Genomic DNA, 15175 nt, shown 5'->3' with positions numbered 1-15175 from the left:
GCCGCAGCCGCACTGGCAAGCCCTCAAAGAGCAAGCCCCGGGCCGTGGTTCCCACCGTCCGCGGCCGACCCGTAACGGTCGAATGACGAGCCTTATGCTATGACTGTTGTCGGTTATCCAACGGACATTCGGCTTGGTAGTGAAATTCGGTATGACCTGGGGTTAGTCCGGCTTACATCCAGAATCGCCTTGCATGGCGCCGGGACATCAGCCCCAAAAAAAACAGCGCGGGGAGCGCCCGCCCGCCGGAACGAGCGCTTTGGCTTAGCATCAGGAGATCTGCCGCAGGGCGACGCCACTGACGCAATAGCGATGCCACACCAAGGCGCCACCAGTGCGCTTCGAGCGTCTATGTGGATGGTCAAAGAGCAGACCCGCCTGATTTGGATAGACGCTGACAAACACCGCGGCGGCGATTCCGCAAGGCTTGGGGCCGATGGGAGCAACGAACATCTGCTTGCCCTCACCTAAGGAAGCTCGTGTGCGTTCAAGACAGTCGAATGCAGCCTCCGGATCGTTTGCAGAGCAATACTCAATCTCCAGAGAGTTTTCGTGGAGACGGGGTAGGTGGGGGATGGCGGAATCGAGTTCCCATCCCGGCCGATAGGCAGGGATGCCGAGAACGACTTTGACTTCCTTTCCCGCGATCATTTGATGCTCTTCAAGTGCGCGGTCGAGACGCTCTGGCTCAAAGCCTAGAAAGAAAACTCCCGCCTCAAGGTCGTCGCTGCTCAGGTCGACTATCGCCCGAGGGATGGGCTGGTAGCCTCGCGTCGTCTCAGACAGCGCGAATTGATCGGCACCCGGATGGGTGCGCGTATAGCTTTCTGGCTCCACGTACACGATCTCGATTCGATCCGCACCCGTTTCGACGAGTCCACTGACGAGAGCGAATAGCTCCGCGAACCCGAGCGTCGTCGCTTCGAGAACCACTCGAGCGTTGGCGTACGGTGCCAACAGATCGGCGACAGCGTCCACATTGGCAATGGCTGACCCGATTGTTATGGACAAGCTGTCCACATCGTAATGTGTACGCACGCGCGTGCAGTTGTCCCATGACTCGACGGCAAGTTTTCCTCGGTCATCGACGACATCGCCGTGAAATAGCGTGAAGACTTCGCCGAGGCCTAGCTGATGGGCGGATGCCGTGGTCCAGTTTTCGAAGCGGATCGGCATGGGTTAGAGCAAACCAAGTTGCAAGGTCTCTGTCTCGGGCAGGTGTCGCGCAAATGATTTTGCAAGTTCGCGAAACTCCCCCTCGGTCCCCATGGCCAAGGTATGAAACTGCTCCACCGTCATCTCGATCTTTCGCTTGCGCCGATAGCTGATCTGGAAATATGGTGCGTAGATGGGATTGAGCTGGTAGTCAACAATATCCTGACCAACGCTTCCCTTGGTCTTGGTCTCGAGTTGCTCCACGAGGATGGCATATTTCAGCAGTTCGCTGATGAATGCTCGCTCGTCGGCCGTGAGTGCACGTGCACCCGAATTGATCGTGATTTGATTCTGTTCCGGTTCGCTCAATGCCGGGTTAGCCTGCAGCGCCCGGAATACGCTGCCGAGGCGCAGGGCGAACCCCCGGAGCTGCTCGCCTGAAGTGCCAAATGTCTTGATCTCCCGGATTAATTGGTCCGCCGCATCGTAGGCGGCACGACACTGGATCTGCACTGGATACGTGACGTCGGGATGATCACGCAACTCGGCGACGTCAAGTGTCTTGTAGCAAAGAATCAGGAAATTCCGCAGGTTGTTGTTTGCCATAGTGCACAGCGTATCGAACCCGCTGTAGAGCGGGCACTCGCGGCCATATGGGCGATAGAGCTCCAGCAAGGCACCAAACAAATTGTTGTGTATCCAAGTCGTTGCGAAGGACCCGGAGCCATCATGGCGATAAACCTGGAGTTCCTGGAGGACTTTTTCCGGAGACAGTGTCCTCCGGTTTAAAAGTGCGGGAATCACGACCAACGCTTCCGGAAGATCCTGCGCCGTCAAAAAATCGTCCGGGCTGAGTTTCGTTGATCGTTGGCGCAGCGCCTTTTCGATGCGCTCGTGAAGCTTTCCTCGAATGCGGTCATCGCTGACCGCGTCGGCCGCAAACTCCTTCTCCGTTTTCGTAGGGAAGCGCTCACGCATGGTCTGCAGGATGCGCTCCTGATACTGGCGATCAAGACGATCTGTCAACCGGGAAGCAGAGCGGACGGTCTCCAGTAAATCACTGTCGGGCTCGCCGGAAGCGATGTCGAGGTTCGCCAAGAAAACTTCAGCAAAGAAGACCGGACGTGCTGACGGCAGCAAGAGCTTATCAAGGTCAAGGAGTCGATAATCGTGGGTGGCATTGATCGGCTCCGGGCCGGAGGTCTGATTGTCGGTTGGGTGCTCTTTCGAGGTGAAATTGACGATCAACGGGCGTTGACTGTGCTTGAGAAAGGAATTCAGCACGCGCCGCTGGTACGAAGTCAAGTTCTCGATTTCATCCACATATACGTGCACACACAGCTCTGCCAGACCCGGCGTCGCGCGAAGGTCGTCGGCCAGGGCAGCAATGAAATCCCGGCCCGGTGGTAGTACGGGCCGTGGAATCGCATGGACATTGGAAACCCATGTGCTGAAGGCGCGACGGGCTTTCTCGAGCCGTGCCATGAGCTCGGATGCACCTGTCGGAAAGTCTGGAATAAAGTCTGCTGCGCTTGGCAAGACGAGTTGGCTGAACTGGGGGAGGTCGAAGTGTGGATAGTTGCTTATTGCGATCGCCTTGGCGGCTCGGATGAGTTCGACTGCAACGACTAGGCCGAAATACCCATCGAACACAACTCCCCACTCATCTTCAGAAATGCCCCGGTGCTTCATCGAGCTGCAAAACTGCGTATCGACGCGCCAATAGATGCCGACGTGTCGGATTTCCTCCGCGGGGATGTCGGGACGCCGCGGCGAGAATGCCGTGTGATAGTCAAAATACTTGAGAAGCATGGTCTTCCCGCAACCACGCTTGCCTGTGATGTACGTCGACTTCGTCGCCTCCTTGAGGTGAAGCTGATCAAAGTATGGAGGCATGAAAAACTCGCCCCAAACATCAGCGTCATGCTCTTCAGCGCGCGTTTTCGCAAGTTTGGATGTATCCATCGCCTTACCGCTCATCGCTCAATCAGTGGTGTCCAGGTTCTAGACTTGTCCCACAGCAGTCTTAAGGAATCATCCGGTATGCCATGCTCGAATGCGACCATTAGACCTAGTGATCCGAATCCTTCCGCATTGTCGCTAAGTCCTACGCGCCTGCATGCGTGTAGATAGGTCTCGTGTGGCGTTTCTTCACGATACGGCCACTGGTCGTCAGCCATCCAGCGTTGACTGAGCCACCGCAAGCTGTTTTTCTCGGTTAAGAGTTCACCGGCGAAGAGTTGCACCGTAGGAAAGCGCTTCGCTATAGCATCAACAGCACGCTGATGCGCGAGACCCACAACGATCGCAACGTTGCCGTCAGCGTAGTTAAGCGTCCAGCCTTCTAAGAATGCGATCAACTGTTCAGCGGTGTATGTCCCATCGTCCACAACGAGGTAGCGCTCGTTTGCTTCGAGTTTCGAGATGCCGTGCGGATACCACTTGTTCAACCCGTAGCCGCGATGCACCATCCGCGTCACGATCTCCCCGCTCTTGCCCGGGCTTGTCATTGAATTGGCGGACGGTGGACCGCAGGAAAAGCTCAGGGTCGGCGTCTGCCCGGCAAGCGCCGCTTTCCAGTCCACCTCGCCGGCAAGGCCGGCGCGGCGGAGATAGTATATGACGGCCTCCTTCAAGCCTTGTCGAAGGCTTGATTCAAGTTGCGGGCTAGTCCGGTAGATGAGGTGGCGAAGTATAAGCCACGCCAATGTTCGCTCTCGATCTCCTTCAAACTGATGGATCCATGTCTTGACGCGCTCCAGGGTAAGCGGAGCCCGTCGGACATCTGTCTTGCAGAGTAAGCGTACGGATTTTTCCAGCGCAAGCTGATCAAAAGTTACTGCCCGCTCATGATCGACGTCCGCCCCTGTCACGTCGGCACCTCAAGATCCAGTAGGTCCGTCATCGAAAGATAGCGCGCGCCTACGCCATGAGCCGATGCTTGGAGAAGTTGCCTTCCACGCGGACTCGCGAGGTACTGCAGCAGTGCCTCCCGTTTATCCTGCGCAACCCGGAGTGTAAATACACAGTCGCTGACGGTGCACGAGCCGTGTTTCACAATGGCGACCTTCTCATGAAGATTTCTTCCAATTCTGGCAATTAGGATATCGCCTGGAAGGGATAGGCGTGCGTTGGGAGGCAAGAATTCCCGCGCGCGCTTAGACAAGCTGAACCGCTTCGGCACTACCAGGGTTCCCGTTACAAAATCGGTGAGATGAAAGACTGGCCAATCGCACTCCGCGATCTCTTGCGAACTGAAAGAGCCGCGGGTCACGCCAGTAGCAATATCGCGTAGGTACTGCGGGCGCTTGCGCTTGCGCGCAATGCGTATTGCGTCGAGGGATACATGGTAGTCATAGTCGAGCCTCCGCCGTGCCAAATCGGCTGTGATGGCCAACGGCGATGACACGCTGCCGTCTTGTCCCACTCGTCGCAGCGTCACCGTGTCGGTTTCCCCGGCCCGTTTCGACAGCACCACGAGGTACGTCTGCGCTTCCGTGCCAGCGAAAACACGACGCGGCAATTGCACGACCTGCTCAACGCGATGTTCGCGCAGCAGCGTGCCGCGGACGCCGGCAAATTTCTCGGCCGTGATCAATCCGTCTGGCAGAATAAGGCCGAGCTTTCCATGCTGTTTTAGCAGCCGTAGATTTTGCGCGATGAAAAGCAGATCGGCGCCGGCATCGTGGACCGACTCCAATGCACCAGAAAGACCTGCGTCCTCCAGGATGCGACCAAAACTTGAGCGCCATCGGGGCCTTACGTACGGCGGATTGCACACGGCCACATCGACGCTTCCTAGCGATAAACCGATGTGTGCGGCGAGGTCGTCGTCGAGCGCATCGTGAACATGATGCTTATGAGTTCCGGGCTTGCCCCCGAGCAGGCTGCCTAAGACGCGCGTCGCTCCATGATCCATGTCGACGGTAATTAACTGCGCGTGCTTCCATTTCTTGGCGGCAGCCGTTGCTAGCGCGCCCCGTCCTGCACCCAATTCCACAATAAGGCGCGGCCGTGCGGCCGCCATGGCGCCGATTAGGCTCCGCCCCACCCACTCTGCTGTGTAATAGCGGCCCCAACTGTCGGCCGTCACACTGGGCCGCGACAGGTCAATTTGGGGCGAAAGCGCTGGTCTCACTCGCGAGCGGGTCTCCATATTGTGATGCATCCGCGGCCGTGGAAAGGTCACGATTATATCGGCGTTTGACGCTTTTTCAGGGCGACGAGGGGCTGACGAGGCAGGTGCGCAACACGCGCCCGGATTTGGTGCCGGCCCCGCCTTACCTGCGGCTTTTCGCCTTGAGGCGCTCTAACCTTAGTCGCTGTTCATTTCGGCTCGTCGCTGGCATTGCAATCCTTGCCTAAAAAGTACAAGCCTCCGCTTACTGAGCTGACCTACCTAGTTGCGCGCCCGCGTAGCAATCTTTCCAAGGTAAGCAGTCCTTCAGCAACGCCTCTCAGCACGTTGCAGGCATAGCCCAAGGCAAGAGAGCAGCGTAGTCATCGGCAGTCGTCGCCAACGGGAGTTTCCTGAACAGCCAGACGAGATACTGGTACGAGTCGATACCGTTGGCCTTGCAGGTTTCGACCAGCGAGTAGAGATTGGCACTGGCGTTGGCGCCAGCCACGGTCGTCGCGAACAGCCATCCCTTTCTTCCGAGAACAAACGGGCGGATCGCGTTCTCGCAGGGATTGTTGGAGATCGGCCATGTGCCATCCTCCACGTAGCGCACGAGCTTGGGCCACTGGCCGTGGAGATACTGCATTGCGCGGCCCAAGAGGCTGCCCGGCACCACGATTGGCAACTGCTCGCGCAGCAGCGCCTCGATCGCCCACAGGACGTGCGTGCTGTAGCGCTGGCGCAGCCGTTGTCTGCGCGCCGGTGACCAGTCTGCCGAACGTGCTTCTGCCGCGAACAGCCTGCCGACGAGCTTGACGAAGCGCGTGGCCGTCAACTGCGGGGTGCGTGCCGCCTTCGGCACCGCCTCCTCGGCCTTGATGAAGCCGCGGCGCGCGTGGGCCCAGCAGCCCAAGTGGACGAGCTGGTTGTCCAGCGCCAGGCCGTTGTAGAGTTCATAGCCGTCGGTGATCAATGCCGTGCCGGGACGGATGCCAGCATAGATCGCCTTGGCATGCGCCGCACCACGCCCAGGGGCGTAGCTGAACAGCCGCACGGGCGGCCCCGAGCCGTTCATTTGCACCCAGACATAGCTCTTGGCCTGCGCTCGCCGTCCTGGCTCCTTCAGAACCTGGAAGGTCGTCTCGTCGCCATGGATCAGATCCGACTCGAACAGCGTGTCGCGCATCAGGTTGATCACGGGCTGCACGGCCAAGCCAACGCGTACCATGCTGGCGGCAATCGTGTTGGCCGAGATGTCGCCGCCGAAGCGGCGCAGCAAGCCGGCTTGGCGGTACAGCGGCATACCAAACTGGTACTTGCCGGTGGCAATCCACGCCAGCGCCGATTCGGTGAACAGGCCACGGGGGATGATGCGTGCCGGTGCCGGCGTGACCTTGATGCCCAGATCGCAGCACGGGCAGGCGTACTTGACGCGCTGGTGCTGGATGACGCGGACCTGTTCGGGAATCACGTCGAGCTGCTCGCTGGTCTCGACACCGATCTCGACCAGAGCATGACCATCGTTCGCGCAGAAGCGCTCGGACTCGGGCAGGTCGTGGCGCACCACCTCGCGCGGCAGATTGGGGTCCAGGGGCTTGCGGCCGCGCTTCTTGCGCGTGTGTGCGGCGACCTTTGTGCCGGGCACATCTTCCAGTGCCGGTTGCGCGCCGGCCGTCAGGGCTTCGGCTTCGTTGAACAGACCGAGCTGGCCTGCATCGCGAGCCTCGCTGGTCGCGCCGAACAGTTCGCGGCGGTAGGCCCGCAGCCGCTCCTCGGCGAGATCACGTTCGGCCTTAACCAGCCGCAACTCGCTGCGCAGAGCATCGCGCTCTGCGAGCAGTTCCTGGAGTTCTTCGGCGCTGATTGTGATGGGCATGTCGGCTTGGACCGACATGCCCATGTGCAGTTCAGCTCGCGCGTGCGTAGAAACGCTGCGGATGCTTCTTGACGACGGCAATGTCGATGCCGTCCAGCAACCAGTGCAACTGCTCGACGCTCAGCTTGACGACGTCGACCGTGTCGGGCCAGATGAAGCGGTCGGCTTCCAGGCGTTTGAGCAACATCCAGAAGCCGTTGCCGTCCCAGCCGAGGATCTTGATGCGGTCGCGCCGGCGATTGCCGAACACGTACAGTGCCTGTGCCATCGGATTGAGCGACATCGCCTGCTCGACCAGGATCGACAGGCCGTTGATGCCCAGACGGAAGTCCACGGCCTCGCGATGCAGAAAGACCTTCAGGCCGTCGTCGAACCGAAACATGGCTGCCTCCCCAGCATCTGGATGATCGCCGCCATGGCCTCGATGTTCGCCTCGTTCAGATCGAACTCGACTCCATTGGGAAGCCGCACGTGCAGAGCAACGGTCAGGGCCTGTGGTTGCGGCGCTGTCGCCCTTGGCGCAGACGCTGTCACGACCGGTACAAACGCAGTCGCGGCCTGGCTTGCCGTGGCTTCACTTGCCGGCTGAGCCGGGATGTCGATACACACACCATCGAGGTGGCCCGCGTCCGGTGCTTCGGGTATGACCGCTTGGGGCGGCTGCGTTGCCTCCTGCCACGCTTGCTCCCGCTCCATCAGATACCGCGTGATCCACTTGCGCAGCAGATTGGCGTTGACGCCGCAGGTCTGCGCCATGCGGGCGACCGATGTGCCCGGCTTCAGGCAGGCCTCAACCAACGCGCGTTTGCTTTGCTCGTCGAACTTGCGACGGCCGTCCTTGCGCGATTCAAGCACTCTCAACTCAGGGATCGTCTGTTCCATAGGTGTCCACCTTGTGTAGGTGGACACCATCATCCCTACTCATCGACTACCTCGGTAGGGCGTGTTTGAAGGACGGCTTACTTTCCAAGTACAACGGGCATTGGTAGCGGGGCCTCCCGCGAGCCCCACGGCACCCAAGTCTCGCCGACGCGTTCGGACTGCTTGGCTCCGATTCGGCGGGTGCGCGATGTACTGAGCGGGCAATGGCGTGTACATCCTAGTTGGTGGCCGACATATCGAAGTCGTAGAGGTGGGCGAATAGGCGTTGCCACAGAGACACCTTCTTTACCCTGTCCTCGTGCCCTTGAGCATAAGCCATTTCATTTTGGCATATGCGGACTAGCGCACCTAGCAGGCTGCTGAAATACCGGCAGCGGATGTCCGCGCGACGACTAGCTGAAGCGTTAATCTGAGGACTCCATACAACCCCACATTCATGCGCGGCGCTGACACCTTCACCGAAAGTTTGTTCACCATGCGGCGGCTGGAAGATTTCGTGCCGAAGTCCCACCCCTTGCGCCCGATCCGCACCATGGCGAACCAGGCGCTGGCGAAGATGGATCGGCTGTTCGCGCAAATGTACGAGGCCGATATCAAGGGTGGCCGGCCCAGCATCGCGCCGGAGAAGTTGCTGCGGGCCATGCTGCTGCAGGTGCTCTACAGCGTCCGGTCGGAGCGCCAGCTCATGGAACAGACGCACTACAACTTGCTGTATCGCTGGTTCATTGGCCTGGCGATGGATGATGTGGTCTGGGTGCCCAGCGTCTTCAGCAAGAACCGGGAACGGCTGATCAAGCACGATGCCGTGATCGACTTCTTCAACGAAGTGCTGGTCATCGCGCAGAAGAAGGACTGGCTGTCGGGCGAGCACTTCAGCGTCGACGGCACGTTGATTAAGGCGTGGGCTGGCCACAAGAGCTTTGTACGCAAGGATGGCGACGACAAAGACGATAACGACGGTGCTGACTTCAAGGGTGAAAAGCGCAGCAACGAGACGCACGAGTCCAAAACCGATCCCGATGCCAGGCTGTATCGCAAGGGCAAAACCGCCAGTGAACTGCGCTACATGGGTCATACCTTGAGCGACAACCGCCACGGCCTGGTGGTCAGCGCCATGGTGACCAATGCGGACGGACACGCCGAGCGCGAGGCCGCGAAGGTCATGCTTAACGATGCCAGGCAGGTGATTGAGGACCTGAATGTGGAAGTCACCGTGGGTGCGGACAAGGGCTACGACGCGCACGAGTTCATTCAAGCCTGCCTGGAGATGAAGGTGACGCCGCACGTCGCACAAAACACCTCCGGCCGGCGCTCGGCCGTTCCCGACGCCATTGCAGGCACCAAGGGTTATGCCATCTCACAGCAAAAGCGCAAGCTGATTGAACAAGGCTTTGGATGGGCCAAGACCGTTGGGCGCATGCGCCAGGTAATGGTGCGCGGTCGAAAGAAGGTCGACCAAATGTTTGTGCTGAGTATGGCCGCCTACAACCTCGTGCGCATGCGCTCGCTGGGACAAATCCGCCCACAGTTGCAGTAATCGTGGTGATGAGGCCCGAAACGGTCGTCAAATCAACGAAAAAGTCGGTGAAGTGACGCCGCGCTTCCGGATTGTGAAAAATAGCGAGCCCCTCAGGCTTGTAGAGGGAAGCTTCGCTTTTTACGCGGCTAGTACTTCAGCAGCCTGCTAGGGCGCGAGGCTCGCCGATCTCGGCCTTGACCAGTTCGGCCTGAAAAGCGTTGGCTTGAGCGTCATCGAACATGCCCTTTGCCACGATTCGCGCCTCCAGGTCTGCGAATGCTTTCGAGAGGTCGGCGTGCGTCCGAGCCTTCTTTGAGTAACCGAAGACTAGGCTCGCCGTCGACGTTACCGTGATTGCGGCGGCGGCGATCATCATTTGGTCTGGCGTTGCGAGACGCGTGATCGCGACAGTGCCGCCGAGAATAGACACGGCCTTGGTGAGGGAGTCGCACATGTCAAAAAACCGCTCGCGCTTCTGATGATAGATGCGCGAAATCCAGCACCGACAAAGGAGCTCGTGACGACGCGCCCAAACGCTTTCGTCCCATTCTTCCATTCTTATCCCTTCTTCCGAGGGATAGGTGGCGGCGGGGTAAGTTGGTCTCGTGGCATCACGCGCGCACGCTCCTCATTGATGGGCTGGCGCCTGGGTGCTTGGTCGTGTGAAAAACCATCCCGCGACGGAATGCGCGTCTGGCCAGGCTGCGGCGTAGGTGCCTTCTTCTTGTCCGTCATAACTCCTCCTTTTTGCGCCAGATTATGCCACGTCTAAGATACATTGGAACGACGCTGGCATTCTCGGCATTTTCGATGTTTTTTTGCCAACAGATGGTGCTGTGGGGTGGGTTAGAACACGACCCTTCGCGACGAACGATGAGCACCCCGGCATCCATCTGCAACCGATCTCCCTGACGACTGCGGCAAGCGGCATCTTGTATCCGCGGCGCCTTTCTGTGCGATGACCGAAGCTGGCATAGAGGCTGTCATCCGGTGGCTTCAGCTCACGGGCTGTTTTTGGCCGGTCTCAGCCGTTCCGACGCTTCTGGGCGGTTGCCTGCCTACCAAACTTTATGTATTCTTTCGGCACCTACCGCGTCCCAGACGCATCGACCCCGCACCCCCCAGTGCCAGCTTCTGCAGTACGGTGGCCGGCCAGCATAGCCTGGTAGTCCATCCTTCCATCCCATCGGGAACCACGTTCCCGGTGCGGCAACGGGTTCCCCATTTCCGCGAGAACCCACAATGAAAAATCCCACTGTCGTTATTGGCAAGATCCGTCTTGGCTGCAACCCGCGCAAGTATTTCGACCCTGCGGAGATGGCTGAACTGACCGAATCCATTCGCCTGGACGGTGTCATCCAGCCGATCCTCATCCGTCCCGTCGAGGACGAAGAGCGCGGTCATGAGTACGAGGTGGTTGCCGGTGAACGCCGCTACCGCGCTGCGCTTGCGGCCCACGGCGACGGGTACGAGATGCCCGTCAACATTAAGGTCCTGACGGACGCCGAAGCTCGCCGCTACGCGCTCATCGAGAACGTGCAGCGCGCCGACATGGCGCCGTCGGAGGAGGCCGTGTCCGCGGCTGAACTCGTTGGCCAGCTGAAAGGCGACCGCGACGAAGTGGCCCGCCAGCTTGGCTGGTCACGCTCCACACTTGACAAGCGCCTGGCGCTGATGAACTGCAGCGAATCTGTTCTGGAAGCGCTCAACACCCGTACCATCCAGCTCGGCCACGCCGAACTGCTGGCCACGCTCGCCAAGGACAAGCAGGACAAGCTTCTGCCGGTCATCGTGAGCGAGAAGAAGGCCGTTGCCGAGCTGAGGAAAACGATCGAGGCGGCCGCGTGCAGCCTCGAGGCCGCCATCTTCGACAAGACCGAATGCGCCGCCTGTCCGCACAATTCGTCGTTGCAGACGGAGATGTTCGGCGAGGCGATCGCCACCGGGAACTGTACCAACCGCGCGTGTTACGACGGCAAGCTCACCCGCAAGCTCGAAGGCATTGCCTACGGGCTCAAGGACGAGTATCCGATCGTGCGGATCATCCGCCCGGGTGACAACCACACCCGGATCCAGCTGAAGGTCGAAGGCCCGACTGGCGTCGGCGAAGAGCAGGCGAAAGCCTGCCACGCCTGTCAGAACTTCGGCGCCGCGGTCAGTGGTCTGCCCGACTCCATGGGCAAGGTCTACAGCGGACAGTGCTTCGACACGGTGTGCAACCAGCAAAAGGTTGCTGCCCGCATCAAAGCTGAGAAGGAAGCGGCCAAGCCAACCGAAGCCAAACAGGCTACGGGCGGCAGAGCGGCACCTGCGAAGAAGGGCGATTCGTCGGCTTCGGCTGCGGAGAAGCCGGTGACAGCGATCAGCGAATCCGACAAGGTCAAGACCTATCGTACTGCGCTGTGGCGCAAGGCACTGCGCAAGGAAGTCGCGCAGAATGCCGAGCTCGCCAACGCGTATCTGATCTCGATCGCCCTGCACGGGCTGGCTCGCACCATCACTGGCGACACGATGGGCAAGTTCTTCGAGAAGCTGACGGAACAGAAGGCATCTTCTACCTTCCCTGGCTGTCTGACGGCGGTACACGCGTTGGACGCCGGCAAGCGTCAGCAGCTGACCGTCGCAACGACGGTGGCGGCGATCGACGGCATGGACGTGACGACTCTTCGTGACCTGTGCCGTTATCACAAGCTCGATCTCATGCTGCACTGGAACCTGCAGAAGTCGCAGGACTTCCTCGAAATGCTCACCAAGTCGGAGATGAAGGTGCTTGCCGACGAGATGGGTATCCGCAACGCGCTCGGTGATCAGTTCGCCAAGCTGTTCAACAAGCCCAAGCCGGAAGTCATTGCCGGCCTGTTGGCGGTGAAGGACTTCGACTACAACGGCAAGGTGCCGAAGGTCCTGCACTACTAGTTGTTCACCCATCCAGAGGGCGCTCCAGGCGCCTTCTGTCTTTTCTGATTCCCCACTCCATTTCACCTATGTTCACTGAACTTGCACCCCTCGTGCGTGCGGCCGACAAAGTCGTCCTCACCCTGACCATGACCGGCGACGCGATGACCGTAGTCGTCATGCCCGTCATCAAGAACGCCGCTGACGCGGCGCTGACCACGCCGCTTTCGCTCACCGCGACGCCCGCGGAACTGGATGCCGAGTTCGCTGCGACCCTGACGGGCGTGACGGATGCGCACCGGTCGCTCGCCGAACAGGCCGAAGCCACGAAGTCCATTCTGGATGCCGCGAAGTCGACCCAGTCTTCCAAGGCAACGAAAGCGTTGGCCAAGGCGGCAACGCCTTCGGGCGGTGCTGCGGATGATGGCGACGACGATGCCGAAGAGGGTGGATCGACGGCGGCCGATGCGAAGGTGGAGGCGAAGGCCGACACCGCCGCACCGGCCATCACCGGTACCGACCTCGCATCGCTGCTGTAAGGAGAACCACCATGACACTCGAAGTCACCAAGCTCACGCGCGTGTTCTCCTACAACGGCATGACGCTGCCCGACGTGAGTCCGCAGTTCTCGCCCGACCAGGTGCGCGATGTCTACTCCGCCCAATATCCCGAGCTGACCACCGCTGCGGTGGATGGCCCGGAGGTAAAGGACGGTGTTGCGCGCTTCACGTTCGTGCGCGCCGCTGGCGCAAAGGGCGCGGCATGCGTAAATCTGACCTGATGAAGGCACTGGCCGCTGGCCAGTTCCCCACAACCGCGGAGCCGCCCGAAAGGGCGGTTTTTTTACATTCTGAGGAGACTCAACAATGCTGTTCGACCCTCGGTCGTTTGTTCCAGCGGTCGATGCAGGACAACCCGGATGGACGCCTGCGCGACAGCATCCCGTTGCCCAACGTCGACCTGCCCATGGTTTTCTGACGCTCCCCGCCATCCCGGCGCGTCTTCCCGCGACGGCGCGACTCAGCTTCGGTGACGAGATCGATCTGAAGGATCTGGTCTTGGCACAGTTTCGCGCTGGTGTGCTCGACGCCGAGCATGTAACCAGTCCGTCCAGCGCGGGAGATGCATTCGCCCAGGCCTTCCACGGCTGGCTTGCACCGCGCATGCCGGCCACCAAGGTGCTGAGCTTCGACTTCACTCTTATCGACCACCAGGCGGTAGAGACAGAGATCGCCGATTTCGGCTTCGATATGCAGGAGACCTCGGCTCTCTATCTTGGCATTCGCCTCGAAGAGGAGACGGTCTATACCGTCACAGAAGCGCGCGCGGCGGCATTGCGTGAATTGCATCCTTCGTTGGTCTTCATGACGTTCCACCTGATCCGCGCAGCTGCTTCCAAGTCGCTGCACCTCAGAACGCCGGACGATTTGCTGGATATGTTCGCGCGTTGGCATTGGGACTTTGAACCGCTGACCGACGACGAGGATGCGCGCGAGCACCTCAAGGAGCGCTTCGGTGGGGACGATCCGGATATCAACCGGTATCTGCCTTCGGTTGTCCGCCCGGTGCTCGCCCCGGACGAAACGTTGCCGAAGTGGCAGTGGGCGCAGAAGGACAGGAAGCTCTCTCTCCTGAGCCGCCGCAAGCTGCGTGAGTTGGCGCGCGCTGCTGCGAACGACTGGCGCGGTAGCCTATGCGGCGCACTTGCGGATCTCGACCTGGCGCTCAGACAGATGGGCAACGCGACTCTGCTACAGAACGCGCAATGGGCGGAACCAGCCTATTCGGCCGCCACCCTCGCGTATGAACACACTGACTACGTTGGTCAAGTACTTGATGACCACTTCGAGTGCGCCAACAACGGCGGCTACGCGACGTTTTTCCAGTGCTTTATCCCCCTTGCTGCGAAGCAAGCGGCTATCAAGCGGCAATACGCCGCCCTACACGACACGCTCAAGCTGATCGCGGTAATGGATCGTGTGCTTGAGCATTTCAACTGAAAGGAGGCCGTATGGCCAGTATCCTGACCGCGTCGCGGTCTCAAGACGTGGCCCTTCAAGGGGCCATTTTGCTTTATGGGCAGGGGCCCGGGCAGTTTTCCTACGCCACCGCGCATCGCATTGAGACCGACGCCTCCTCGCGTCCGGTGATCGGTGCGGGCGTGCCGCTCAATCGTATGGCGCTTATCCACGCCGTCCGCGAGGTTGCGCAGCATGCGCTGCCGAAGGGAGAGTTCCTCACCCCGAACGTGCTGTCGATCGGCCCGAGTGCCATCACATGGTGGTGCCCGCCGGCGATGCGACGTGTTTTCTTTTCTTGCAAGGAGTTGGGCAAGCGCAACGCGATCGTGCCGCATCCGGGCCTTGTATTCCAGGCGTCTCAGGCCGGTTTTGCAGTCTTTGCGGTACAGGGCGACGAACGTCCTGTACCAGGCACTGCGCTGTTCGAGCCACCGTACTTCAACACCTGGGACCACGGAAAGATCTGCATCGGCTCGGCACATGTGCCGAAGCAAATCGATGCGGCGTCGATCGACAGCTGGGAGAGCGGCTTCTTTGACTCGGCCTTCACCCATCCCAATCACGGCGGCAAACGTCTCACCTACGAAAAGGGGGAGTACGCCTTTTGGAAGGACATGCTCGATGGTCGGTTCACCGACTATCCGACGCACGTCCTCGTTCCTATGAAAAGCACACTGGCTGATCTGATCGCCGGCAAACTGGAGTAG

The 15175-nt window shown here is 60.0% G+C and carries 14 protein-coding genes; 6 read left to right on the top strand and 8 right to left on the bottom strand.

Annotation, left to right across the window (positions count from 1 at the left end; all coding sequences use genetic code 11):
* Positions 1–270: 270 nt before the first annotated feature.
* The 7 genes from DFLDMN_RS31855 to DFLDMN_RS31825 all read right to left on the bottom strand — a co-directional run bounded on the left by DFLDMN_RS31855 (position 271) and on the right by DFLDMN_RS31825 (position 8033).
* On the bottom strand, positions 271–1176 hold the full coding sequence (locus DFLDMN_RS31855) for a hypothetical protein (protein WP_423200691.1): 906 nt from the start codon (positions 1174–1176) through the stop codon (positions 271–273).
* A 3-nt stretch (positions 1177–1179) separates the two neighbouring features.
* Entirely contained in the window at positions 1180–3120 is a 1941-nt protein-coding gene (locus DFLDMN_RS31850; protein WP_423200690.1) for a hypothetical protein, read from the bottom strand.
* An 11-nt stretch (positions 3121–3131) separates the two neighbouring features.
* Entirely contained in the window at positions 3132–4028 is an 897-nt protein-coding gene (locus DFLDMN_RS31845) for a phosphoribosyltransferase-like protein (RefSeq protein WP_423200689.1), read from the bottom strand.
* A complete protein-coding gene (locus DFLDMN_RS31840; RefSeq protein ID WP_423200688.1) occupies positions 4025–5293 on the bottom strand; it encodes an N-6 DNA methylase in 1269 nt (422 codons plus the stop codon). Before DFLDMN_RS31840 ends, DFLDMN_RS31845 begins: the two co-directional genes overlap by 4 nt.
* Positions 5294–5612: 319 nt before the next feature.
* Positions 5613–7169 carry an IS66 family transposase gene (gene tnpC / locus DFLDMN_RS31835; RefSeq protein ID WP_374102155.1) on the bottom strand — a complete coding sequence of 519 codons (1557 nt, stop codon included), beginning with the start codon at positions 7167–7169 and terminating at the stop codon, positions 5613–5615.
* 13 nt (positions 7170–7182) lie between these two features.
* A complete protein-coding gene (tnpB, locus tag DFLDMN_RS31830) occupies positions 7183–7533 on the bottom strand; it encodes an IS66 family insertion sequence element accessory protein TnpB (protein ID WP_205190083.1) in 351 nt (116 codons plus the stop codon).
* Positions 7509–8033, bottom strand: a complete 525-nt coding sequence (locus DFLDMN_RS31825; RefSeq protein ID WP_205190082.1) for a transposase — start codon at positions 8031–8033, stop codon at positions 7509–7511. The genes tnpB and DFLDMN_RS31825 overlap by 25 nt, the downstream gene beginning before the upstream one ends.
* 436 nt (positions 8034–8469) lie before the next feature.
* On the opposite strand from DFLDMN_RS31825, the gene DFLDMN_RS31820 reads away from it, so the two are divergent.
* Complete coding sequence (locus DFLDMN_RS31820) at positions 8470–9570, top strand: IS5-like element ISRme1 family transposase (protein ID WP_423200687.1); 1101 nt, start codon at positions 8470–8472, stop codon at positions 9568–9570.
* A 136-nt stretch (positions 9571–9706) separates the two neighbouring features.
* Here DFLDMN_RS31820 and DFLDMN_RS31815 read toward each other — a convergent pair whose 3' ends face one another.
* Positions 9707–10108, bottom strand: coding sequence for a hypothetical protein (locus DFLDMN_RS31815; RefSeq protein WP_423200686.1), 402 nt, complete (start codon positions 10106–10108; stop codon positions 9707–9709).
* Positions 10109–10794: 686 nt separating this feature from the next.
* On the opposite strand from DFLDMN_RS31815, the gene DFLDMN_RS31810 reads away from it, so the two are divergent.
* The 5 genes from DFLDMN_RS31810 to DFLDMN_RS31790 all read left to right on the top strand — a co-directional run bounded on the left by DFLDMN_RS31810 (position 10795) and on the right by DFLDMN_RS31790 (position 15175).
* Positions 10795–12468: a PRTRC system ParB family protein gene (locus tag DFLDMN_RS31810; protein WP_423200685.1), complete on the top strand. Its 1674-nt coding sequence runs from the start codon at positions 10795–10797 to the stop codon at positions 12466–12468.
* A 68-nt stretch (positions 12469–12536) separates the two neighbouring features.
* Entirely contained in the window at positions 12537–12986 is a 450-nt protein-coding gene (locus DFLDMN_RS31805) for a PRTRC system protein E (RefSeq protein WP_423200684.1), read from the top strand.
* Between the two features lie 11 nt (positions 12987–12997).
* Positions 12998–13228 (top strand): PRTRC system protein C, encoded by a 231-nt coding sequence (locus tag DFLDMN_RS31800; RefSeq protein ID WP_423200683.1) that lies wholly within the window; start codon positions 12998–13000, stop codon positions 13226–13228.
* Positions 13229–13313: 85 nt separating this feature from the next.
* Positions 13314–14447 carry a PRTRC system protein F gene (locus DFLDMN_RS31795; protein ID WP_423200682.1) on the top strand — a complete coding sequence of 378 codons (1134 nt, stop codon included), beginning with the start codon at positions 13314–13316 and terminating at the stop codon, positions 14445–14447.
* Between the two features lie 11 nt (positions 14448–14458).
* A complete protein-coding gene (locus DFLDMN_RS31790; RefSeq protein WP_423200681.1) occupies positions 14459–15175 on the top strand; it encodes a PRTRC system protein B in 717 nt (238 codons plus the stop codon).

It is taken from the genome of Cupriavidus sp. H19C3, from assembly GCF_049393815.1.
Lineage (GTDB): Bacteria > Pseudomonadota > Gammaproteobacteria > Burkholderiales > Burkholderiaceae > Cupriavidus.
The sequence above is the reverse complement of the archived record's forward strand: the minus strand, read 5'-3'. Positions and strand labels throughout refer to the sequence as shown.

Bases quoted from the DNA above. Each gene is read 5' to 3' on its own strand.
- DFLDMN_RS31855 (WP_423200691.1), bottom strand. From the start codon at position 1,176: ATGCCGATCCGCTTCGAAAACTGGACCACGGCATCCGCCCATCAGCTA.
- DFLDMN_RS31850 (WP_423200690.1), bottom strand. From the start codon at position 3,120: ATGGATACATCCAAACTTGCGAAAACGCGCGCTGAAGAGCATGACGCT.
- tnpC (WP_374102155.1), bottom strand. From the start codon at position 7,169: ATGTCGGTCCAAGCCGACATGCCCATCACAATCAGCGCCGAAGAACTC.
- tnpB (WP_205190083.1), bottom strand. From the start codon at position 7,533: ATGTTTCGGTTCGACGACGGCCTGAAGGTCTTTCTGCATCGCGAGGCC.
- DFLDMN_RS31825 (WP_205190082.1), bottom strand. From the start codon at position 8,033: ATGGAACAGACGATCCCTGAGTTGAGAGTGCTTGAATCGCGCAAGGAC.
- DFLDMN_RS31820 (WP_423200687.1), top strand. From the start codon at position 8,470: ATGCGCGGCGCTGACACCTTCACCGAAAGTTTGTTCACCATGCGGCGG.
- DFLDMN_RS31815 (WP_423200686.1), bottom strand. From the start codon at position 10,108: ATGGAAGAATGGGACGAAAGCGTTTGGGCGCGTCGTCACGAGCTCCTT.
- DFLDMN_RS31810 (WP_423200685.1), top strand. From the start codon at position 10,795: ATGAAAAATCCCACTGTCGTTATTGGCAAGATCCGTCTTGGCTGCAAC.
- DFLDMN_RS31805 (WP_423200684.1), top strand. From the start codon at position 12,537: ATGTTCACTGAACTTGCACCCCTCGTGCGTGCGGCCGACAAAGTCGTC.
- DFLDMN_RS31800 (WP_423200683.1), top strand. From the start codon at position 12,998: ATGACACTCGAAGTCACCAAGCTCACGCGCGTGTTCTCCTACAACGGC.
- DFLDMN_RS31795 (WP_423200682.1), top strand. From the start codon at position 13,314: ATGCTGTTCGACCCTCGGTCGTTTGTTCCAGCGGTCGATGCAGGACAA.
- DFLDMN_RS31790 (WP_423200681.1), top strand. From the start codon at position 14,459: ATGGCCAGTATCCTGACCGCGTCGCGGTCTCAAGACGTGGCCCTTCAA.